The organism is Streptomyces sp. NPDC051684, assembly GCF_044453445.1.
In the GTDB taxonomy this organism is placed as follows: domain Bacteria; phylum Actinomycetota; class Actinomycetes; order Streptomycetales; family Streptomycetaceae; genus Streptomyces.
The window spans coordinates 168,097-188,730 of the sequence record NZ_JBITCS010000001.1 but is presented as its reverse complement, the minus strand read 5'-3'; the positions used below and the strand labels follow the sequence as shown (position 1 = coordinate 188,730).

19 protein-coding genes are annotated in these 20,634 nt (G+C 70.8%); 15 read left to right on the top strand and 4 right to left on the bottom strand.

Translation table 11 applies throughout. The annotated features are described in order from the left end of the window. Window positions 1-12: 12 nt before the first annotated feature. The 12 genes from ACIA8D_RS00900 (at window position 13) to ACIA8D_RS00845 (ending at window position 13,429) form a co-directional block, all read left to right on the top strand. Window positions 13-957, top strand: a complete 945-nt coding sequence (locus tag ACIA8D_RS00900) for an N-acetylneuraminate synthase family protein (RefSeq protein ID WP_399227782.1) — start codon at window positions 13-15, stop codon at window positions 955-957. Window positions 958-1,037: 80 nt separating this feature from the next. Then, window positions 1,038-2,063, top strand: a complete 1,026-nt coding sequence (locus tag ACIA8D_RS00895; RefSeq protein ID WP_399227781.1) for a hypothetical protein — start codon at window positions 1,038-1,040, stop codon at window positions 2,061-2,063. Window positions 2,064-2,356: 293 nt separating this feature from the next. Continuing rightward, on the top strand, window positions 2,357-3,541 hold the full coding sequence (locus ACIA8D_RS00890) for a Cmx/CmrA family chloramphenicol efflux MFS transporter (RefSeq protein WP_399227780.1): 1,185 nt from the start codon (window positions 2,357-2,359) through the stop codon (window positions 3,539-3,541). A gap of 150 nt (window positions 3,542-3,691) precedes the next feature. Next, window positions 3,692-4,957: an amidohydrolase gene (locus ACIA8D_RS00885; RefSeq protein ID WP_399227779.1), complete on the top strand. Its 1,266-nt coding sequence runs from the start codon at window positions 3,692-3,694 to the stop codon at window positions 4,955-4,957. A 135-nt stretch (window positions 4,958-5,092) separates the two neighbouring features. Then, window positions 5,093-6,154 carry a BMP family protein gene (locus tag ACIA8D_RS00880; RefSeq protein ID WP_399227778.1) on the top strand — a complete coding sequence of 354 codons (1,062 nt, stop codon included), beginning with the start codon at window positions 5,093-5,095 and terminating at the stop codon, window positions 6,152-6,154. A gap of 204 nt (window positions 6,155-6,358) precedes the next feature. After that, window positions 6,359-7,417 (top strand): BMP family protein, encoded by a 1,059-nt coding sequence (locus ACIA8D_RS00875; RefSeq protein ID WP_399227777.1) that lies wholly within the window; start codon window positions 6,359-6,361, stop codon window positions 7,415-7,417. A 133-nt stretch (window positions 7,418-7,550) separates the two neighbouring features. Further along, window positions 7,551-9,119: an ABC transporter ATP-binding protein gene (locus tag ACIA8D_RS00870; RefSeq protein ID WP_399228047.1), complete on the top strand. Its 1,569-nt coding sequence runs from the start codon at window positions 7,551-7,553 to the stop codon at window positions 9,117-9,119. Between the two features lie 2 nt (window positions 9,120-9,121). After that, window positions 9,122-10,264, top strand: a complete 1,143-nt coding sequence (locus ACIA8D_RS00865) for an ABC transporter permease (RefSeq protein WP_399227776.1) — start codon at window positions 9,122-9,124, stop codon at window positions 10,262-10,264. Continuing rightward, window positions 10,261-11,517: an ABC transporter permease gene (locus ACIA8D_RS00860; protein ID WP_399227775.1), complete on the top strand. Its 1,257-nt coding sequence runs from the start codon at window positions 10,261-10,263 to the stop codon at window positions 11,515-11,517. The genes ACIA8D_RS00865 and ACIA8D_RS00860 overlap by 4 nt, the downstream gene beginning before the upstream one ends. After that, window positions 11,514-11,900 carry a cytidine deaminase gene (locus ACIA8D_RS00855; protein WP_399227774.1) on the top strand — a complete coding sequence of 129 codons (387 nt, stop codon included), beginning with the start codon at window positions 11,514-11,516 and terminating at the stop codon, window positions 11,898-11,900. The genes ACIA8D_RS00860 and ACIA8D_RS00855 overlap by 4 nt, the downstream gene beginning before the upstream one ends. 102 nt (window positions 11,901-12,002) lie before the next feature. Further along, window positions 12,003-12,554 (top strand): carboxymuconolactone decarboxylase family protein, encoded by a 552-nt coding sequence (locus ACIA8D_RS00850; RefSeq protein WP_399228046.1) that lies wholly within the window; start codon window positions 12,003-12,005, stop codon window positions 12,552-12,554. 11 nt (window positions 12,555-12,565) lie between these two features. Then, window positions 12,566-13,429, top strand: coding sequence for an RNA polymerase sigma-70 factor (locus ACIA8D_RS00845; RefSeq protein ID WP_399227773.1), 864 nt, complete (start codon window positions 12,566-12,568; stop codon window positions 13,427-13,429). Window positions 13,430-13,554: 125 nt separating this feature from the next. Here the strand turns inward: ACIA8D_RS00845 and ACIA8D_RS00840 are convergent, their stop codons facing one another. Continuing rightward, complete coding sequence (locus ACIA8D_RS00840; RefSeq protein ID WP_399227772.1) at window positions 13,555-14,250, bottom strand: DNA alkylation repair protein; 696 nt, start codon at window positions 14,248-14,250, stop codon at window positions 13,555-13,557. A 154-nt stretch (window positions 14,251-14,404) separates the two neighbouring features. Between ACIA8D_RS00840 and ACIA8D_RS00835 the strand changes: the two genes are divergently transcribed. Next, a complete protein-coding gene (locus ACIA8D_RS00835) occupies window positions 14,405-15,682 on the top strand; it encodes a thymidine phosphorylase (RefSeq protein ID WP_399227771.1) in 1,278 nt (425 codons plus the stop codon). Window positions 15,683-15,776: 94 nt separating this feature from the next. Here ACIA8D_RS00835 and ACIA8D_RS00830 read toward each other — a convergent pair whose 3' ends face one another. Beyond that, window positions 15,777-16,712 (bottom strand): AEC family transporter, encoded by a 936-nt coding sequence (locus ACIA8D_RS00830; RefSeq protein ID WP_399227770.1) that lies wholly within the window; start codon window positions 16,710-16,712, stop codon window positions 15,777-15,779. A 130-nt stretch (window positions 16,713-16,842) separates the two neighbouring features. Between ACIA8D_RS00830 and ACIA8D_RS00825 the strand changes: the two genes are divergently transcribed. After that, window positions 16,843-17,241: a lipid asymmetry maintenance protein MlaB gene (locus ACIA8D_RS00825; RefSeq protein WP_399227769.1), complete on the top strand. Its 399-nt coding sequence runs from the start codon at window positions 16,843-16,845 to the stop codon at window positions 17,239-17,241. On the opposite strand, the gene ACIA8D_RS00820 is transcribed toward ACIA8D_RS00825, so the two are convergent. Together ACIA8D_RS00820 and ACIA8D_RS00815 are read right to left on the bottom strand one after the other, a co-directional pair. Then, window positions 17,152-18,129 carry a sigma-70 family RNA polymerase sigma factor gene (locus tag ACIA8D_RS00820; RefSeq protein ID WP_399227768.1) on the bottom strand — a complete coding sequence of 326 codons (978 nt, stop codon included), beginning with the start codon at window positions 18,127-18,129 and terminating at the stop codon, window positions 17,152-17,154. The two genes, ACIA8D_RS00825 and ACIA8D_RS00820, sit on opposite strands and share 90 nt — an antisense overlap. A gap of 185 nt (window positions 18,130-18,314) precedes the next feature. After that, entirely contained in the window at window positions 18,315-19,604 is a 1,290-nt protein-coding gene (locus ACIA8D_RS00815; RefSeq protein ID WP_399227767.1) for an MFS transporter, read from the bottom strand. A gap of 64 nt (window positions 19,605-19,668) precedes the next feature. On the opposite strand from ACIA8D_RS00815, the gene ACIA8D_RS00810 reads away from it, so the two are divergent. Then, a complete protein-coding gene (locus ACIA8D_RS00810; protein WP_399227766.1) occupies window positions 19,669-20,628 on the top strand; it encodes a LysR family transcriptional regulator in 960 nt (319 codons plus the stop codon). Window positions 20,629-20,634: the final 6 nt, after the last annotated feature.

Below are 20,634 nucleotides of genomic sequence, written 5' to 3'. Positions count from 1 at the left end.
AACGTACCCACCATGTCCAACGCCTCCAACTCCCGCATCCGCAGCTTCGGTTCGCGCGAGGCCGGCCCCGGCCGCCCCGTCTACGTCACCGGCGAGATCGGCATCAACCACAACGGTGACCTGGAGAACGCGTTCCGCCTGATCGACGCCGCCGCCGACGCCGGCTGCGACGCCGTCAAGTTCCAGAAGCGCACCCCCGAGATCTGCACCCCTCGCGACCAGTGGGACATCGAGCGGGACACCCCCTGGGGCCGGATGACGTACATCGACTACCGGCACCGCGTCGAGTTCGGCGAGGACGAGTACCGGGCCATCGACGAGTACTGCAAGAAGCGCGGCATCGACTGGTTCGCCTCCCCGTGGGACACCGAGGCCGTCGCCTTCCTGGAGAAGTTCGACGTCCCCGCCCACAAGGTGGCCTCCGCGTCCCTCACCGACGACGAGCTGCTCCGCGCCCTGCGCGCCACCGGCAAGACGGTCATCCTCTCCACCGGCATGTCGACGCCGAAGCAGATCCGGCACGCCGTCGAGGTCCTCGGCTCCGACAACATCCTGATGTGCCACGCCACGTCGACGTACCCGGCCAAGGCCGAGGAGCTCAACCTGCGCGTCATCAACACGCTCCAGGACGAGTACCCCAACGTCCCGATCGGCTACTCCGGCCACGAGCCCGGCCTCCAGACCACCCTCGCCGCCGTCGCCCTCGGCGCCACCTTCGTCGAGCGCCACATCACCCTCGACCGCGCCATGTGGGGCTCCGACCAGGCCGCCTCCGTCGAGCCGCAGGGCCTGGAGCGCCTCGTGCGCGACATCCGCGTCATCGAGACCGCGCTCGGCGACGGCGTCAAGAAGGTCTACGAGTCCGAGCTCGGCCCGATGAAGAAGCTGCGCCGCGTGCCGGGCGTCGTCGCGGAGGCGGAGATCGCCGTCGCCGCCGGTGAGCCGGTGGGCGTCTGACGGAAATCGCAACGACTCGTGGGCGGCCGGGCGCGGTGCGGACCGCGCCCGGCCGCCCCGGCGCCCTCGGGAGGGCTCGCATGTCCGGCAGTACGTTGTGCTTCGTCGAGAGCCCGGTACAGCTCCTCAACGTCCTGGAGTGGGCACACCACCAGGAGGTCGTCGCGACCGTCGTGGTGCTCTCGCCCACCGACCCGATGACCCGCGGCCAGTTGCGCCGCATGGCCCAGCTCGCCCGCACCGAAGGACACACGGTGCGCTGGGAGGAGGCCCGCGGTGGCGGCGCCGCGCCCTTCCAGACCATCGGCGGGCTCGCCCCCTCGCTGCGCAGGGCCGACCGGATCGTCCTCGGCGACCCGTTCTCCCGCTATGTACAACTGCTGCTCACGATCACCCGCGCCGATGAGCTCGTCGTCGTCGACGACGGCACCGCCACTATGGAGTTCGTCGCCCAACTGGTCCGCGGCGAACGGCTCGTGCGCTGGCACCGGCGCGGCGGCAGGACCGGCCCGCGCGACCTCGTCTTCGGACCCGTCGCGGCCGCCGCGCGCCGCCGGCTCACCGGGCACGCGCGGCGCGACTCCGTGTCCGTGTTCACGTCGATGCCGGTGGACGAGGCCCCCGAAGGCGTCACCGTGAGCTCCAACGACTACACCTGGACCCGCGCCCGGTTCGGCCCCCCGCGCATCACCCGAGGCGCCGACATGGTCGGAACCTCCCTGGTGGAAACGGGCGTCGTCGACCTGGAGCAGTACCTCGTCGCCGTCCGCGAACTGGCCCGTGCGCACGGCGCCACCCGCTACTTCGCGCACCGCCGCGAGAGCGCCGACAAACTGCACCGCCTCGCCGCCGAGACCGGCCTGGAGATCGTCCGCCCCGACCTCCCCCTCGAACTGATCGCCCGGCGCGGCCCCATAGGCCGCACGATCCTCAGCTTCCCCTCGACCGTCGTGCACACCTTGCCGATCGCTCTCGCGGGGACCCGGGTAAGGGTTGCGGTCTGCGAGATCGATCCGACGTGGCTGCGGCGAGGAGTCTCCGACCATGCACAGGGGTTCTTGGCGGGGATCTCGGGCTCGGCGCGGGGAGCGGTGCGGGCATATTGAGCCCCTGCGGCGATTGAGCACGCGGCGCCGTGATTGACGCCTCGGGGCTCCGCCCCGGACCCCGCTGCCCGATCGCCGCAGGGGCTTGATGGAGGGAGGCTGTACGCTCGCCTCCGTGACCAGCCCCGAGTCCGACAGACTCCGGCCACCGGCAGCCGTCCGGTGGCCTTCTTCCGCGCACCGCTGAGGCCCGTCCCTTCCCGGACCGGGTCTCCGCCGCCGCATGCCGCAGCCACCGCACGGCCTGCCGGAACCGCGACCACACCCCTTCTCCACGGTCACGGAGCTCCGTCGTGCCTTTCGCTCTCCACCTGCTCGCCCTCGCCGTCTTCGCGCAGGGAACATCCGAGTTCATGCTCTCGGGGCTCGGCCCCGACATCGCCCAGGACCTGGGCGTCTCCATCCCCGCCGCCGGCGCGCTCACGTCCGCCTTCGCGATCGGCATGATCGTCGGGGCGCCGCTCACGGCGGTCCTCGCCGTACGGTGGCGCCGCCGCCCGGCCCTCTTCGGGTTCCTCCTCGTCTTCGCCCTCGCGCACGTCGTCGGCGCGTTGACGACGAGCTTCCCCGTACTGCTCGGCACCCGCGTCGTCGCGGCGCTCGCCAACGCCGGGTTCCTCGCGGTCGCCCTCGCCACGGCGGTGACCATGGTCGCCCCCGACGCCAAGGGCCGCGCCACCTCGGTCCTGCTCGGCGGCACCACTCTCGCCTGCGTCGCGGGCGTGCCCGGCGGGGCGCTGCTCGGCGGGCTCCTCGGTTGGCGGTCCGCGTTCTGGGCCGTCGCGCTGATCTGCGTACCCGCGCTGATCGCCGTGCTGCGGTCGGTGCCGGCGGCCTCCGGGCCCGGGGCGCACGGCGGCGTCCGCGCGGAACTGCGGGCCCTGCGCGGCCCGCGCCTGCTCACGGTGCTGCTGCTCGGCGCGCTGGTCAACGCCGCCACGTTCTGCACGTTCACCTACCTGGCGCCGGTCGCCACCCAGGTCACCGGGATCGACGAGGCCTGGATCCCGGCGCTGCTCGCCCTCTTCGGACTCGGCTCGTACGCCGGGGTCAGCACTGCGGGCCGGCTCTCGGACGCGCATCCGGCGCGGGTCGTCGGCATCGGCGGGACTGCGCTCCTGCTCGGCTGGATCCTGCTCGCCCTCCTCGCGGGCAACACCGCGGCGACCCTCGTCCTCGCCTTCGTCCAGGGCGCCCTGTCGTTCGCGGTCGGCTCGACCCTGATCGCGCGGGCCCTCTACGCGGCATCGGACGCCCCCACCCTCGCGGGCGGCCTGGCGACGGCCGCACTCAACGTCGGCGCCGCCCTCGGCCCGTTGGCCGGCGGCCTCGCGATCGGGGGCGGCCTCGGATACCGCGGCGTGCCATTGGCGAGCGCGTTGCTCGTGGCGCTCGCGTTCGTTGTGACGTGTGTCGCACGAGTGGTGCGCGGGAGGGCAGGCGGCGAGGCCGCTGATGAGGCCGTTGTGGCGGGCTGAGGCGCAGGTCGAGGCGCAGGTTGAAAAGAGACTTCATACCCCTCCTGCGCGATCCACATGCGCATCACGGCCATATTTCTTACCCCAATACGGCTGAACTTTTGTTGATCGGAGGTTAGTTGGCCCCTGCATCGCCCTACCCTTCACAGGGTGAACCAGTTGAAGTCCCGTGAGTCAGAGGCCGACAAGCCCGGGGAATCCGTGCCGGGCACCGCACTTCCGGGTGCGCTGCCCGAGGCGCTTCGCGCCGAACTCGTTGCCTTCCGGCGCGACCTGCACATGCACCCCGAGCTGGGCAATCAGGAGTTCCGCACCACCGCGGCGCTCAAGACCCGTCTTGAGCGGGCGGGGCTCGCGCCGCGTCTGCTCGGCATGGGGACCGGCCTCATCTGTGACATCGGCACCGAGGACGGCGAGTGGCGCGGCGGGCGCGGGATGCTCGCGCTGCGCGCGGACATCGACGCGCTGCCGATCCCGGACACCAAGGCGGACTGTGCGTACCGGTCGACGGTCCCGGACCGGGCGCACGCGTGCGGGCACGACGTGCACACCACGGTCGTGCTCGGCGCGGGCCTCGTCCTCGCGGACCTGCACAGCAAGGGGCAACTTCCGCACCCCGTACGGCTGCTGTTCCAGCCGGCCGAGGAGGTGCTGCCCGGCGGCGCGCCCGACGCGATCGAGTGCGGGGTGCTCGACGGCGTGCGCAGCATCATCGGCGTGCACTGCGACCCGAAGGTGGACGCGGGCCGCATCGGGATCAGGCCGGGGCCCATCACCTCCGCCTGCGACCGCCTGGAGGTCACCCTCGACGGGCCCGGCGGCCACACCGCGCGTCCGCACCTCACCACGGACCTGGTCACCGCCGCGGCCAAGGTCGCCACGGAGGTCCCGGCGCTCGTCGCCCGCCGTGTCGACGCGCGGTCCGGGCTCGCGGTCACGTGGGGCCGCCTTGAGACGGGCCACGCGTGCAACGTGATCCCGCAGCACGCCGAGCTGTCCGGCACGGTGCGGTGCCTGGACCTGGATTCGTGGCGGCAGGCGCCCGACCTCGTGCACGGCGCCATCCAGGAGATCGCGGACCTGTACCGCGCGAAGCCGGTGGTCAACTACATCCGCGGGGTCCCTCCGGTGGTCAACGACCCGGTGGTCACGGACCTGTTGCGGGACGCCATGGCGTCCCGCCGGGGCGCGGATTCGATCGAGGACACCCAGCAGAGCCTCGGCGGCGAGGACTTCTCCTGGTACCTGGAGCACGTCCCCGGCGCGATGGCCCGCCTCGGCGTGAAGCCGCCGGGTGACCGGGGCTCCCGGGATCTCCACCAGGGCGACTTCGACGTGGACGAGTCCGCGATCACGGTCGGCGTGGAGCTGTTCACGGCGGCGGCGCTGCTGGACGAGCCTGCGGCGCCGGCGTAAGCCGCCGCACTGCGATCGGTCCTCGGCACGAATCGGTAACGCCCCCGTCAAGGGCATTCCTCGGACTTTCTACGCGCGTTATGGTGCGCCGAACTGGGCGCCATACAAGGCGTGTTGGACGAATGGGGACTCCTGATGCGTCGAATACCGCGGCTCACGCAGATAGCCGTAGGCATCACCGGCCTGGCGCTCGCCGCCACCGCCTGTGGCGGCACCAGCAGCGAGAAGGGCGGAGGTGGCGACGAGAGCGGCGGGAAGCTCGGCCTCGCCATCGCGTACGACGTCGGCGGCAAGGGCGACCAGTCGTTCAACGACTCCGCCTACGAAGGCATGCTCAAGGCGAAGAAGGAGTTCGGCTACAAGACCGCCGACCAGGAGCCGAAGGACGGCGAGTCCGACGACGACAAGGCGCAGCGGCTCGCGAACCTCGCGAAGGCCGGCTACAACCCGGTCGTCGGCATCGGCTACGCCTACGGCCCGGCGATGAAGGAAGCCGCGAAGAAGTACCCGAAGACCACGTTCGGCATCGTCGACTCGGTCGTCGAGGGCAAGAACGTGGCCTCCCTGGTCTTCGCCGAGAACGAGTCCTCCTACCTGGCCGGCGTCGCCGCGGCCAAGGCCACCAAGTCCGACCACGTCGGTTTCGTCGGCGGCGTCGACAACGAACTGATCAACAAGTTCGAGGCCGGCTTCGAGCAGGGCGTGAACGACACCAAGAAGGGTGTCGACATCGAGGTCCAGTACCTCGACGAGGACCCGGCGAAGGGCTTCGCCTCGCCGGACCTCGGCAAGGCCGCCGCCGAGAAGCAGCTGGAGGACGGCGCCGACGTGATCTACCACGCGGCGGGCCTGTCCGGGCAGGGCGTCATCAAGGCGACCGCCGAGCAGAAGAAGTGGGTCATCGGCGTCGACTCCGACCAGTACAAGCAGCAGACCCTCGCCAAGTACAAGGACTACATCCTCACGTCCGCGCTCAAGGAGGTCGGGGAGTCCGTCTACTCGCTGGCCAAGTCCGTCGAGGGCGGCAAGCCGCTGACCGGGGTGCAGACCTTCGACCTCAAGGTCGACGGCGTGGGGGCCTCGGAGTCCAACCCGAAGTTCAAGGAGATCGCCGGTCTGTCCGACGCGGTAGCCAAGGCCAAGCAGGGCATCGTCGACGGCTCCATCAAGGTCGACACCAAGCCGAAGAAGAAGTGAACCGGACGGGCTGAGCCCGAGCCGAGCAGGGCCGCCGGTGGCCTCCACCGGCGGCAACGCAAACCCGGTCGTACACGGCCTCGTACACGCGTCGATAACAGTCTGGACAACCAGGGTTCTCTGGCGGGTCTACGCGCGTTACTCTGCGGCGAACTCAGCGTCGGCCCCCTGCCGTTCCGGCGCTTGTACGAAGGAGCACTTCTCATGCGCCGGGTTTCCCGCACAGCGGTCGCAGGCACCGCCACCGCCTCGCTCGCCCTCGCCCTCTCCGCCTGCGGAGGCACCTCGTCGGACGCCCAGTCGTCCTCCGACGGTGGCAAGGACAAGGGCCTCGCCATCGCCTACGACGTCGGCGGCAAGGGCGACCAGTCGTTCAACGACGCCGCCTACGACGGCCTCCGCCAGGCCAAGAAGAAGTTCGGCTACGAGGTCGCCGACCAGGAGCCGAAGGACGGCGAGTCCGACGACGACAAGACCCAGCGCCTCGTGCAGCTGGCGAAGATGGGCTACAACCCGGTCGTCGGCATCGGCTACGCGTACGCCCCCGCCGTCAAGGAGGCCGCGGCGAAGTACCCGAAGACCACCTTCGGCATCGTCGACGACGCCACCGCCAAGGGCGACAACATCGCCGACCTGGTCTTCCAGGAGAACGAGGTGTCCTACCTCGCCGGTGTCACCGCCGCCCTGAAGACCAAGTCCGACACGGTCGGCTTCGTCGGCGGCGTCGACAACGCGCTGATCAACAAGTTCCAGGCGGGCTTCGAGAAGGGCGTCAAGGACACCAAGAAGGGCGTCAAGGTCGAGGTGCAGTACCTCGACGAGGACCCGGCGAAGGGCTTCGCCTCGCCGGACCTCGGCAAGGCCGCCGCCGAGAAGCAGCTGGAGGACGGCGCCGACGTCGTCTACCACGCGGCCGGCCTGTCCGGTCAGGGCGTCATCGAGGCGGCCGCCGCCGAGAAGGCGTACGCGATCGGCGTCGACTCCGACCAGTACGCGCAGGCCCCGCTGAAGAAGTACAAGAAGTACATCATCACCTCCGCCACCAAGGACGTCGCCAAGGCGATCCTCAACCTGGCGGAGTCGGTGCAGGACGGCAAGCCGGAGACCGGTGTCGTCACCGGCGACCTGAAGTCCGGTGAGGTCTCGCTCGCCGACTCCAACCCCGAGTTCAAGAGCGACTCCAAGCTCCAGGCGGCCCTGAAGAAGGCCGAGCAGGGCATCGTGGACGGCTCCGTCAAGGTGCCGGTCAAGCCCCAGAAGTAACACCGCGAGAAGGGGGGCGCGGGTGCCTTCTGCCCCGCGCCCCCTGTCTGCGATCCTGCTCGAACTCGCTTCTCGCACACCGCTGTTGGGGCGCTACACGTGTAGGCGACCCCCTTCCCCAGGAGAGTGCGCCATCGCCACGTCAAGTTCCCCGCCGGCCGAATCCGTCGCCACCGTCGCCGTAGAACTCGAGGGCATCACCAAGCGGTTCCCCGGTGTGGTCGCCAACCACGACATCCGTCTCACCGTCCACAAGGGCACCGTGCACGCCCTGGTGGGGGAGAACGGCGCGGGCAAGTCCACCCTGATGAAGATCCTCTACGGCATGCAGAAGCCGGACGAGGGCACCATCGCCATCGCCGGGGAGCAGGTCTCCTACTCCTCGCCCGCCGACGCCATCGCGCGCGGTATCGGCATGGTCCACCAGCACTTCATGCTCGCGGACAACCTCACCGTCGTGGAGAACGTCGTCCTCGGCAGCGAGAAGCTGTACGGGATCGGCGGCAAGGCACGCCGCAAGATCCTGGAGATATCCGAGCGTTACGGCCTCGGGGTGCGCCCCGACGTCCTCGTCGAGGACCTCGGCGTCGCCGACCGGCAGCGCGTGGAGATCCTCAAGGTCCTCTACCGGGGCGCCACCACGCTGATCCTCGACGAGCCGACCGCCGTGCTCGTGCCGCAGGAGGTCGACGCGCTCTTCGACAACCTGCGCGAGCTCAAGGCCGAGGGCCTGTCCGTCATCTTCATCTCGCACAAGCTCGGCGAAGTCCTCTCCGTGGCCGACGAGATCACCGTCATCCGGCGCGGCACCACGGTCGGCACCGCCGTCCCCGCCGAGACCACGTCGAAGCAGCTCGCCGAGCTGATGGTCGGCACCGAACTGCCCACCCCGGAGACCGCCGAGTCCACCGTCACCGACCGCCCGGTCGTCGAGGTCGAGGAGCTGCGCCTCGCGGCCCCCGGCGGCGGCAAGCCGCTGCTCGACGGCATCACCTTCACCATCCACGCCGGTGAGGTCCTCGGCCTCGCGGGCGTCGAGGGCAACGGCCAGACCGAGCTGATCGAGGCCCTGATCGGCCTGGAGCACGCGGACAGCGGCGTCATCAAGCTGCTCGGCGAGGAGATCACCTCCTGGGCCACCCGCAGGCGCCGCGAGTCCGGCATCGGCTACATCCCCGAGGACCGGCACCGCCACGGCCTCGTCCTGAGCGCCCCGCTGTGGGAGAACCGGATGCTCGGCCACGTCACCGAGCGGCCCAACAGCAAGGGCTTCTGGCTCGACCCGAAGGCCGCGCAGGCCGACACCGAGCGGATCGTCAAGGAGTACGACGTCCGCACGCCCGGCATCGACGTCACCGCCGACTCGCTGTCCGGCGGCAACCAGCAGAAGCTGATCGTCGGCCGGGAGATGAGCCACAACCCGAAGTTCCTGATCGCCGCCCACCCCACCCGCGGTGTGGACGTCGGCGCGCAGGCGCAGATCTGGGACCAGATCCGTGAGGCCCGCCGCGAGGGCCTCGCCGTCCTCCTCATCTCGGCCGACCTCGACGAGCTGATCGGCCTCTCCGACACCCTCCGGGTCATCTACGACGGCCGCCTCGTCGCCGACGCCGATCCGGCCGCCATCACCCCGGAAGAGCTGGGATCCGCCATGACCGGTGCGGCCTCGGGCCACCTGGAGCACACGGAAGACGGTGCCTGACCATGAACATCAGCAAGCGTTGGGATTCCGAGAGGGTCCTTCTCGCGGTGGCAGGGCCGGTCATCGCGCTTGTCGTGGCGTTCGCGCTGACCGCGATCGTGCTCGCGGCCTCCGGCGAGAACCCCTTCGAGCCGTTCTCCATCATGTTCGAGCAGGCGACGTTCTCCGACGTCCAGGTGCTCATCATCAACGACGCCGCCGGTCTCTACGTCGGCGCGCTCGCCGTGGCCATCGGCTTCCGGATGAACCTGTTCAACATCGGCGTCGAGGGCCAGTACCGGCTCGCCGCCTGTGTCGCCGCCATCGTCGGCGCGCACATCGCGTTCCCGGCCTTCCTCCAGATCCCGCTGCTCATCCTGTCGGCGGCCCTGACCGGCGCCATCTGGTCCGGCATCGCGGGCATCCTCAAGGTGACGCGCGGCGTCAGCGAGGTCGTCTCCACGATCATGCTGAACTCGATCGCGGCGTCGGTCATCGCGTACCTCACCCTGGAGGACGCGTTCGGCGTCGCCGTCGGCAACAACCGCACCACCGGCGAGATGGACAAGGCCGGCTGGTTCCCCGGCATCAACCTGGGCGACGCGATCGGCACCATCTACGGCTTCGTCTTCGTCGCCATCGCCCTCGGCATCGTCTACTGGGTGATGCTGAACCGCACCCGCTTCGGCTTCGACCTGCGCGCCTCCGGCGCCTCCGACACCGCTGCCGCCGCCTCCGGCGTCTCGGCGAAGAAGATGGTCCTCACGGCCATGCTCCTGTCGGGCGCCGTCGCCGGTCTCGCCGGACTGCCGACGCTGCTCGGCTCGACGCACACCTTCTCCGACTCGTTCCCGGCCGCGCTCGGCTTCAACGCGATCACCGTGGCGCTGCTCGGCCGCAACAGCCCGGTCGGCATGGCGCTGGCCTCGCTGCTGCTGTCCTGGCTGTTCAACGCGGCCGACCCGCTGGACCTCCAGGGCTACAGCTCCGAGATCGCCACGATCATGCAGGGCCTCATCGTGATCGCCGTCGTCGTCTCCTACGAGGCCGTCCGCGTCTGGGGCACCCGCCGCCAGCAGCAGCGCGTCGGCGCCGAACTCGCCGCGGGCCATGTGCTCGCCGCCTCCGACAACAACGACAAGAAGCCGGAGGTGGCCGCCCGATGAGTACGGCTCCCGTTCTCGACAAGCCGGCCGCGCCCACCGCGCGGCGCAAGCTCAGCCTCCCCGTGCTGCTCCTGATCATCGCGGGCCTGCTCTGCCTGGTCTCGGCGGTCCGTATGATCACCGACGCCAACGGACTGACCTCGGTCAGCCAGATGTCGACCGCGCTCCAACTCGCCGTGCCCATCGGCATGGCGGGCCTCGGCGGCCTGTGGGCCGAGCGCGCGGGCGTCGTCAACATCGGCCTCGAAGGCATGCTGATCCTCGGCACCTGGTTCGGCGCCTGGGCCGGCTACCAGTGGGGTCCCTGGGTCGGTGTGATCGCCGCCCTGGTCGGCGGCGCGCTGGGCGGCCTCGTACACGCCCTCGCGACGGTCACCTTCAACGTCAACCACATCGTCTCCGGTGTGGCGATCAACATCCTCGCCCTCGGCGCCACCCGCTACCTGTCCGTCCTGATGTACGACGGGATGGAGGGCGCCACGTCCCGCCAGTCGCCTGCGGTGCCGTCGCTCGGCGAGTTCACGGTCCCCGGTCTCGCGGACGGCCTCGCCGACCTCAACAAGCAGGGCTGGTTCCTGATCTCGGACGTCGCGGGCCTGCTCGGCGGCCTCATGACGGGCGTGTCCTGGCTGACGCTGATCGCGGTGCTCCTGGTCCCCGCCTCCTGGTGGATCCTGTGGCGCACGTCGTTCGGCCTGCGGCTGCGCTCCTGCGGCGAGAACCCGGTCGCGGCCGAGTCCCTCGGCGTCAACGTCATCAAGTACAAGTACCTGGCGGTGATCGTCTCCGGCGCCCTCGCGGGCCTCGGCGGCGCGTTCCTCTCCATGGTGTCCTCCAACTACTACCTGGAGGGCCAGACCGGCGGCCGCGGCTACATAGGCCTCGCCGCGATGATCTTCGGCAACTGGATGCCGGGCGGACTCGCCCTGGGCGCGGGCCTGTTCGGCTACAGCGACACCCTGAAGGTCCGGGGTGGCACGGAGAACACCCACGCCCTGCTCCTCCTCATCGCGATCCTCGCGCTCCTCGCGGTGGCCTGGCTGATCTGGAAGAAGAAGTACGTGGGCGCGGTCGTCACCCTCGCGGTGTCGGTCCTGCTCTTCTTCTGGTACTCCTCCACCGATTCGGTACCGAGCCAGGTCGCCACGGCCATGCCGTACGTCCTGACGATGCTCGTCCTGGCACTCTCGGCACAGCGCCTGCGCATGCCGAAGGCGAACGGCAAGCCGTACCGGAAGGGGCAGGGCACGTGACGGTCGACTGGGACCACCTGAGAGCGGCGGCTCGCGAGGCCATGTCCCGCGCGTACGCCCCGTACTCGGGATTCCCGGTCGGCGCGGCGGCCCTGGTGGACGACGGCCGCACGGTCTCGGGCTGCAACGTCGAGAACGCCTCGTACGGACTCGGCCTGTGCGCCGAGTGCGGCCTCGTCTCGCGGCTGGTCGCCACGGGCGGCGGCCGTCTCACCCACTTCACGTGCGTGGACGGCAAGGGCGAACTGCTGATGCCGTGCGGCCGCTGCCGGCAGCTGCTGTACGAGTTCGGGGGCCGGGAGCTGCTGATGGAGACGGGCGCCGGGGTGCGGACGCTGGGGGAGATGCTGCCGGAGGCGTTCGGCCCGGAGCACCTGAGCTGACTCACGGGGCCCGGGTGTGGATGTCACACGCGCGGGCCCTTCGGTGTCTTCATGTCGAACGGCCGGGAGAAGCCCGACCGCAAGGCGTCGAAGGTGGACACCATGACACTCCGCATCCAGAAGGCAGAACTCCCCGAGGAACTGAAGCAGGGCATGGTCGACCAGCTCGGCGCGGTGATGGAGCCCGCCGAAGTGCTCTGGCACAACCCGAAGGTCGCCCAGGACGGTCTCGGTCTCGGCCGCCAGGTCGCCCAGTGGGACGCGGCGGACGAGAGCCTCAAGTCGTTCGCGCACATGGCGGTCGCGGCCCAGGTCGGGTGCAGCTGGTGCCTCGACGTCGGCTACTTCCTGGCGCAGAACGAGAAACTCGACCTGACCAAGGCGAGCCAGGTCCCGCGCTGGCGCGACTCCGACGCCTTCACCCCGCTGGAGCGGGACGTCATGGAGTACGCCGAGGCCATGACGAACACCCCGCCGACCGTCACCGACGAGCTGTACGCGGGCCTGCTGAACAGCCTCGGCCCGGCGGCGATGGTCGAACTCACCACGTACATCGCCTTCGTCAACTTCTCGACGCGCGGCAACACGGCGCACGGCATCAGCTCCCAGGGCTTCTCCGAGGCCTGCGAGATCCCTCTGGAGACGCGCTCCTGATGGAGAAGCCGATGGACGATCCCTTCGTCACCCACCGCGGCCTGCTCTTCACGGTCGCCTACGAGATGCTCGGTTCGGCGGCCGACGCGGAGGACGTGCTCCAGGAGTCCTGGCTGCGGTGGGCCGACGCGGACCGGACCGAGGTGCGTGACCCGCGCGCGTACCTGGTCCGCACGGTCACCCGCCAGTCCCTGAACCGCCTGCGCACCCTGTCCCGCCGCCGCGAGGACTACGTCGGCCAGTGGCTCCCGGAACCCCTCCTGACCAGCCCGGACGTCGCGGACGACGTCGAACTGGCGGAGAGCGTCTCGATCGCCCTCCTGACGGTCCTGGAAACCCTCGGCCCCACCGAGCGCGCGGTCTTCGTCCTCCGCGAGGTCTTCGACGTCCCGTACGGGGAGATCGCCGAGGCCGTCGGCAAGTCGGCGGCCACCGTGCGGCAGATCGCGCGGCGGGCCCGCGACCACGTGGCGGCGCGGCAGCCGCGCGTGAAGGTGGCGCGCTCGGAGCAACAGGCGGTGGTGGAACGGTTCCTGGCGGCCCTGCGCACCGGGAACCTGCAAGGCCTGATGGAGGTCATGGCCCCGGACGTGGTGATGATCGCCGACGGCGGCGGCCGGGTGGCCGCGGCGAAGGTGCCGCTGCACGGCGTCGACGTCGTGGCGAGGCTGCTCGCGACGGCGAAGACCAAGGTGACCCAACTGGCGGCGATCCCGGTGTGGTTCAACGCGTCCCCGGCGGCCCGAGTCGAGTTCGACGGCGAACCCGCGGCTGTCAGCCTCGTGGTGCAGGACGCCCGCATCACCCACATCTACGTGATCCGCAACCCGGCCAAGCTGACGCGGATCGACGAGGAGGCGAACTTGTCGAGGTAGCCGGTCACTCCGCCCTCGCGACGGGTGCCCGATCAAGCGTGCGGCGGGGGCCAATCAAGCCCCTGCGGCGATTGAGCAGCGGGGTCCGGGGCAGAGCCCCGCGACCGCAATCCCGGCGCCGCACGTCAAGACACCCGATCACCCCGCCGCACCATCTCCGCGATCCACGCGGGAGCGTACGGCGACGTACACCCCGGCGACGTCGGATAATCCTTGAGCACACCGAGCCGCTCGCCGATGCCAACCGCCCGCGCACGGTACTCGGGATGCGCGATGCCGATCTGCGCGAGGCAGGTGTTCATGGCCCACTGCGACCGCTCAGGCGCGTCCTTCATCTCCGCCTCGACGACATCGAGCAACCCCGACAGATCGAGCCCCTCCGGCTTCTTCGTCACCCGGTCCGCGGTCAGCGCCCACCCGCCGGCCGCGACCACCGGGTCCTCGTCGCCGAGCCACGCAAGCCGCAGCGCCTCGGCGTGCGGACTCTTCTTCACCACGTAATTGATGAGCCAGTCCTGCACCTTCGGGGCACGGGCCGCCCGCAGCATGGCGTCCAGCTCGCCCTCCTCGAACGCCTTCGGCCGGCAGACGAGGAGCGCGAGGAGCCGGGCCGCCGTGTCGCCGGTGGCCCACAGCTCGACCGCGAGGTCCTGCCGCGTCTTGAGGCGTTTCGCGATCGCCCGCAGCTTGCTCAGATTCACGCCGTGGTCGTCGCCGTGCCGCTCGTTGACGGCGCGGGCCTTCGGGTCCTCAAGACCGGCGAGCTCGTCGAGCAGTTCGCGCACCGTCGTCGCGGTCGTCGTCGGCGTGGTCTCGGACACCACGGTCTCCTGTCCGTCACGGGGTGGGGTCTCACCGTACGGGGAGCGGGCCGGGCGGGGCACTTCACGCGAGTCGTCTATGCGCGTAGAGTCGCGCCGTGCCGTGGAGCGTGGCGGGCGCGTCACGCTGTGCTGAACCGTTGGAGGATTTGCCATGGACGTCATCTCCGTCATCCGCACGAAGCGAGACCGCGGGCCGCTCTCCGACGCGCAGATCGACTGGGTCGTCGACGCGTACACGCGCGGCGAGGTCGCCGACGAGCAGATGTCCGCGCTCGCCATGGCGATCTTCCTGAACGGGATGGATCGCGCGGAGATCGCCCGGTGGACCGCCGCGATGATCAACTCCGGTGAGCGGATGGACTTCTCGGTGCTGCCGCGCCCCACCGCCGACAAGCACTCCACCGGCGGCGTCGGCGACAAGATCACGCTGCCGCTCGCGCCCCTCGTCGCGGCGTGCGGCGCGGCCGTGCCGCAGCTGTCGGGCCGCGGTCTCGGCCACACAGGAGGCACGCTCGACAAGCTGGAGGCGATCCCCGGCTGGCGCGCGAACATCACCAACGACGAGATGATGCGCACGCTCGAAGACGTCGGCGCGGTCGTCTGCGCGCCGGGCAGCGGCCTCGCCCCCGCCGACAAGAAGCTCTACGCGCTGCGCGACGTCACGGCCACCGTGGAGTGCATCCCGCTCATCGCCTCCTCGATCATGTCGAAGAAGATCGCCGAGGGCACGGGCTCACTGGTCCTCGACGTCAAGGTCGGCTCGGGCGCCTTCATGAAGGAGCTGGACGCGGCGCGCGAACTCGCCCGCACGATGGTCGGCCTCGGCACGGACCACGGCCTGCCGACGGTCGCCCTGCTCACGGACATGAACACCCCGCTCGGCCTGACCGCGGGCAACGCGCTCGAAGTCCGGGAATCCGTCGAGGTGTTGGCGGGCGGCGGCCCCGCCGACGTGGTGGAACTCACCCTCGCCCTCGCCCGCGAGATGCTCGACGCGGCGGGCCTGAAGGACGCCGACCCGGCGAAGGCGCTCGCCGACGGCCGGGCGATGGACGCGTGGCGGCGGATGATCGCGGCGCAGGGCGGCGAACCGGACGCGGCGCTGCCGACGGCCCGCGAGACGCACGTGGTGACGGCGCCCGAGTCCGGCGTCCTCACCCGCCTCGACGCGATGGGCGTGGGCCTCGCCGCCTGGCGCCTCGGCGCGGGCCGCTCTCGCAAGGAGGACCCGGTGCAGGCGGCGGCGGGCGTCGAACTCCACGCCAAGCCGGGCGACTCCGTCTTCGCCGGCCAGGTCCTGATGACCCTGCACACGGACACCCCCGACCGCTTCCCATACGCACTCGAGGCCCTGAACAACACGTACGACATCGCCCCCGCGGGAACCGACTTCACGTCCCGCCCGGTCGTCCTCGAACGAATCACCTGACGCGGCGCGAGGGCCGGTTCACGCCGCCGCACATCAAGCCTCTGCGGCGATTGAGCAGCGTGGCCCGGGGCGACGGCCCACGTCAACGTCCTGGTCACCCCAACAACGCCGCAACCACCACAAGCACCGGCACCGACCCCATCGTCGACAACAGAATCGACTCCCGCGCCAACCGCTCACCCACCCGGTAATGACTCGCATACGTGAAGATGTTCTGCGCCGCGGGAAGCGCCGAGGTCACCACGACATCAAGCAGCCGCGCCCCGTGCAGCCCGAAGACGAACGACGCCAACGCCCACGCCACCACGGGCTGCCCCACCGCCTTCAACACGGTCGACAACAGCACCGGCATCCGGTCCGCCCCCCGCCCACCCGGCCAGGAACTCCCGCACAGCGAGATCCCGAACGCGATGAGGATCGCGGGGACCGACATGTTCGCGATCAGCTCCAGCGGATCGAAGACCGGCGACGGCACCGTCCAGCCCGTCGCCGACACCAGCACCCCGCACAGCGAGCCGATCGCGATCGGATTCCGGAACGGCGTCAGCAGCCGCTGCCCCCACGAGAGCCGCTCCGCGGCGCTCGCCGCCGCCCCCGTCAGATCGAGCACCGTCAGCGCCACGGGCGTCACCACGAGCTGCTGGAAGAGCAGCACCGGGGCGACGAGCGAGGCGTCCCCGAGGACGTACACGGCGATCGGGATGCCCAGATTCCCGGAGTTCACGTAGCTGGAGCACAGCGCCCCGATCGTGGACCGGCCCGCGCCCCACCCGCGTACGGCGCCCACCGCGATGAACAGCCCGGCCATCGCCGCCGTGGAGAGTGCGGTGACGAGCAGGCTCGGCGAGAGGATCACCGCCAGGTCGGCCTTGGCCAGCATCGTGAACAGCAGCGCGGGCGTCGCCACATGGAACGTCAACTTCGTGAGGACCTCGCGGCCCTCCGCGCCCAAGTGGCCGCGCCGCCCGATGACGTAGCCGACCGCGATGACGATCGCGATGACCGCGAAACCGTTGAGTACCCCCTGCACACGTCAAGACTCCGCCGCGAGCGGATCGCCGGTCAACGTTGATCCACTATCCGAATCAACGTGATCCAGACCACGCTCCCGCATGCCGACGGGACCGATGAATTCCGCACGGCCGCACGGTCATTCGTACGTGGCCGATTCCTCGCTCCCTCCCGAGTCCTCGCCCGTCGTGGTGCTCGACGGGCCCATCCGCTCCGGCGACGCGCCCGGACTGTGCGCACGCCTGTGCGCCGCCCTGCCCGGCGCCCCGGCCGTGACCTGCGACGTCTCCGGCGTGACCACCGCCGATCTGACGACCCTCGACGCGCTCGCCCGGATGCAGCTCGCCGCCCGCCGCGCCGGGTCCCGGATGGTGCTCCGCGACCCGCCCGCCGGCCTCGCCGTGCTCCTCGAACTCGCGGGGATGGCCGAGGTGCTGGGCGCGGCCGCCGCCGACGAGTCAGGCGTCGAGATGGTCCGGGACGCCGAACAGCGGGAACCAGCGCTGCGTGTCGAGGAAGCAGTGATACCCCGCGATCCGCCCCGCTGAGAACTCGATGACCTGGATCGCCCAGGGCGCGAAGCCCCCCTTGTCCGGATCCGGCTTGTAGTGGGCGAACGCCGGCGTCCCGTTCGACACCACCGGCAGCAGCCGCGAACCCGCGCAGGACGCGCCGATCGTGGTCATGAAGCCCGTGATGTCCTCGGGCCCGCGCAGCCACAGGTCGAACGGCGGCATCGTCATGATGGCGTCCTCGGCGAGCAGCTCCGTGAGCGCCTTCATGTCGTAGCCCTCGAACGCCGCGATGTAGCGCTCCAGGAGCTTCTGCTGCTCCTCGTCGAGCGGATTCGCCGTCGCGGAGTCGGCGGGCGGGGCATCCGCCAGCGTCGCCCGCGCCCGCTGCAGCGCGCTGTTCACCGACGCCACCGACGTGTCCAGCAGGTCCGCGACCTCCTGCGCCTTCCACGCCAGGACCTCGCGCAGGATCAGCACCGCCCGCTGCTTCGGCGGCAGCTGCTGCAGCGCGGCGACGAACGCGAGCCGCACCGACTCCCGCGCCACGGCGGCCTCCGCCGGATCGTGCACCGCCGGCAGCACGCGGGCGTCCGGAATCGGCTCCAGCCACACATTGTCGGGACGGGGGTTGAGCGCGACCTGGGCGAGCGGCGCCGCCGCCGTCAGGTCCATCGGGCGAGCCCGCTTGTTCCCCGCGTTCAGCGAGTCCAGGCACACGTTCGTCGCGATGCGGTACAGCCAGGAGCGCAAGGACGAGCGGCCCTCGAACTTGTCGAAGCTGCGCCAGGCCCGCACCATCGTGTCCTGCACGGCGTCCTCGGCCTCGAATGCCGAGCCCAGCATCCGATAGCAGTACCCGGTCAGCTCGACCCGGTGTTTCTCCAGGTCGTCGAGCCCGGCCTGTGTCGCGGTGTCACTCATCGCCCCTGCCCCCAACCATGGTTGACGCCCCCATCGCCGCTGTGAGTTCCAGCACGACGAAAGCTACCGCAGCCCACTGACAACGGCCCCCCGACCGGGGAAAAGCCCAGGTCGGAAGGCCGTTGTGGAAACGCCGGAGGCAGTTGTCGAGGTCGCCACGCGTGTGCGGGCGGCCACGAGGGGTGTCAGTGCGCCGCGATCGGGCCGCCGCCCGTGCGGTGCCGCGTGGAGCGGGCCGCGTACGTGCCCCACACCGTGATCGCCACGACGCCGAGCACCGCGAGGAAACCGAGGCCCACCGTCCCCGGCCAGCCCGCCACGTGGAAGGCGACGGCGCCGACGGCCGAGCCGACGCTGGACCCCACGTAGTACATGGTCTGGTAGAGCGCGGAGGCCTGCGCCCGCCCGTGCGTGGCGGTGTGGCTCACGGACGACGAGGCCGTCGCGTGGCCCGCGAAGAAGCCCGCGGTGATCAGCACGAGGCCGAGCAGCACGGCGACGATGTTCGGCACCAGGGCGAGCAGCAGCCCCGCCATCGTCGTGCCCGCCGCCAGGTAGAGCGTGCCCCGCCGCCCCAGCCGCGTGACGAGCCGGCCCGCGGCGGCCGACGACACCGTGCCCACCAGGTAGACGATGAAGATCGAGCCGACGACACCCTGCGGGAGCGAGAAGGGCGCCGCGGACAGCCGGTAGCCGATCACCGTGTAGACCCCGCCGAACACCATCATGAACAGCGCGCCGATCAGGTACAGGCGGCGCAGCAGCGGGTTCGCGAGGTGGCTGCCCACCGTGGCGGCGAGGGCGCGCGGGCGCAGCGAGCCCGGCGTGAAGTTGCGCGGCGTCGGCAGCAGCATCCGGAACGCGACGGCGCACGCCACCGCGATCACGCCGATCACCCCGACGGCCACCCGCCAGCCCCAGGCCTGCGCGAGCCAGCCGCCGATGATCCGGCCGCTCATGCCGCCGATGGAGTTGCCGGCGACGAACAGTCCGATGGCCGCGACCAGTGCCTTCGGCCGTACCTCCTCCGCGAGGTACGCCATCGCGGAGGCGGGCAGCCCCGCGAGCGCGGCGCCCTGCAGCGCGCGCAGCGTGATCAGCGCGCCGAGCGAGGGCGCGAAGGGGACCAGGAGCCCCACCGCGACCGCCACCGTCAGCGATGCGGTCATCACCGTGCGCCGCCCGAACCGCTCGGACAGCGCGCTCAGCGGCAGCACGCACACGGCGAGCGCGAAGGTCGACGCGGAGACCGTCCAGGCCGCCGCGCTCGCGCTCGCGCCGTAGTCGTCGGAGATGAGGGGGAGCAGGGCCTGCGTCGAGTAGAGGAGCGCGAAGGTGGCGACTCCGGCGAGGAACAGGGCGAAGCTCATGCGGCGGTAGCCGGGGCCGCCGGGTGTCATCCGGGTGTCGGAGAGGGGCAGGGTGTCGGCGACCGCGTCGGTGGGGGCGGCCGCCTGGCTACTGGCAGGTGACATGCCCACGAACGTAGGCTCACCTGCGTTCATGCGTCCAATGCATGAAGACGCCATAATCGTTCCCATGCAGCATGAGCAGAGGTCCGGGCGGTACGTGCCGCCGTTGAGTGACACGGAAGACATCGTCACGCTCCTCGCCCCGCGGCTCGCCCACTTCGCCGGGGTCGCCCGCACCGAGCACGTCACGCGTGCGGCGCAGGAGATGAACGTGCCGCAGTCCACGCTCTCCCGCGCGATGGTCCGCCTCGAGCGCGACCTGGGCGTCGACCTGTTCGCCCGGATCGGCCGCACGGTGTCGCTAACCCCGGCGGGCCGTACGTTCCTCGGCTCGGTGGAGCGCGCGCTCGGCGAGATCGAGCGGGCCGCCGAGTCGGTGCGCGCCGACGCCGACCCCGAGTCCGGCAAGGTCGCCTTCGGCTTCCTCCACACCATGGGGACGGAGACGGTGCCCGCCCTCATCCGGGCTTTCCGCGCGGACTACCCGCGCATCCGCTTCAGCCTCGTGCAGAACTACGGGGAGGCGATGCTGGAGCGGCTGCGCGCGGGCGAGCTCGACCTGTGCCTCACCTCGCCCGTGCCCGACGAGCCGGGGCTCGTCGCGCGCCGCCTCGACGAGCAGCGGCTGCGTCTGGTCGTCCCCGATGACCATCGCCTCGCGGCCCGTAAGCGCATCCGCCTGGAGGAGGCGGCCGAGGAAACCTTCGTCACGCTCGAACCCGGCTACGGGATGCGTCGCATCTTCGACGACCTGTGCGCCGAGGCCGGGTTCAGGCCGCGGGTCGCGTTCGAGGGCGAGGAGACCGAGACGCTGCGCGGCTTCGTCGCGGCGGGACTCGGGGTCGCGCTCCTGCCGCCGCCGACCGTGCCGCGCCCGGGAGTCGTGGAGCTCGCGGTGACGGGCCAGCGGGCGGTGCGCGAGATCGGCGTCGCCTGGCTGGACGGCCACCCGGACACGCCCCCGGTGGCAGCCTTCAAAAAATTCCTGCTGTCGCGCCGGGGGAAGCTCCTTCCGGAGCACATTTAAAGCCCC

What these genes read in the sequence shown, in the direction of transcription:
- ACIA8D_RS00850 (WP_399228046.1), top strand. Translation starts at nt 12,003, where the DNA reads ATGACACTCCGCATCCAGAAGGCAGAACTCCCCGAGGAACTGAAGCAG.
- ACIA8D_RS00875 (WP_399227777.1), top strand. Translation starts at nt 6,359, where the DNA reads ATGCGCCGGGTTTCCCGCACAGCGGTCGCAGGCACCGCCACCGCCTCG.
- ACIA8D_RS00860 (WP_399227775.1), top strand. Translation starts at nt 10,261, where the DNA reads ATGAGTACGGCTCCCGTTCTCGACAAGCCGGCCGCGCCCACCGCGCGG.
- ACIA8D_RS00865 (WP_399227776.1), top strand. Translation starts at nt 9,122, where the DNA reads ATGAACATCAGCAAGCGTTGGGATTCCGAGAGGGTCCTTCTCGCGGTG.
- ACIA8D_RS00845 (WP_399227773.1), top strand. Translation starts at nt 12,566, where the DNA reads ATGGACGATCCCTTCGTCACCCACCGCGGCCTGCTCTTCACGGTCGCC.
- ACIA8D_RS00895 (WP_399227781.1), top strand. Translation starts at nt 1,038, where the DNA reads ATGTCCGGCAGTACGTTGTGCTTCGTCGAGAGCCCGGTACAGCTCCTC.
- ACIA8D_RS00835 (WP_399227771.1), top strand. Translation starts at nt 14,405, where the DNA reads ATGGACGTCATCTCCGTCATCCGCACGAAGCGAGACCGCGGGCCGCTC.
- ACIA8D_RS00880 (WP_399227778.1), top strand. Translation starts at nt 5,093, where the DNA reads ATGCGTCGAATACCGCGGCTCACGCAGATAGCCGTAGGCATCACCGGC.
- ACIA8D_RS00820 (WP_399227768.1), bottom strand. Translation starts at nt 18,129, where the DNA reads ATGAGTGACACCGCGACACAGGCCGGGCTCGACGACCTGGAGAAACAC.
- ACIA8D_RS00900 (WP_399227782.1), top strand. Translation starts at nt 13, where the DNA reads ATGTCCAACGCCTCCAACTCCCGCATCCGCAGCTTCGGTTCGCGCGAG.
- ACIA8D_RS00815 (WP_399227767.1), bottom strand. Translation starts at nt 19,604, where the DNA reads ATGTCACCTGCCAGTAGCCAGGCGGCCGCCCCCACCGACGCGGTCGCC.
- ACIA8D_RS00810 (WP_399227766.1), top strand. Translation starts at nt 19,669, where the DNA reads ATGCAGCATGAGCAGAGGTCCGGGCGGTACGTGCCGCCGTTGAGTGAC.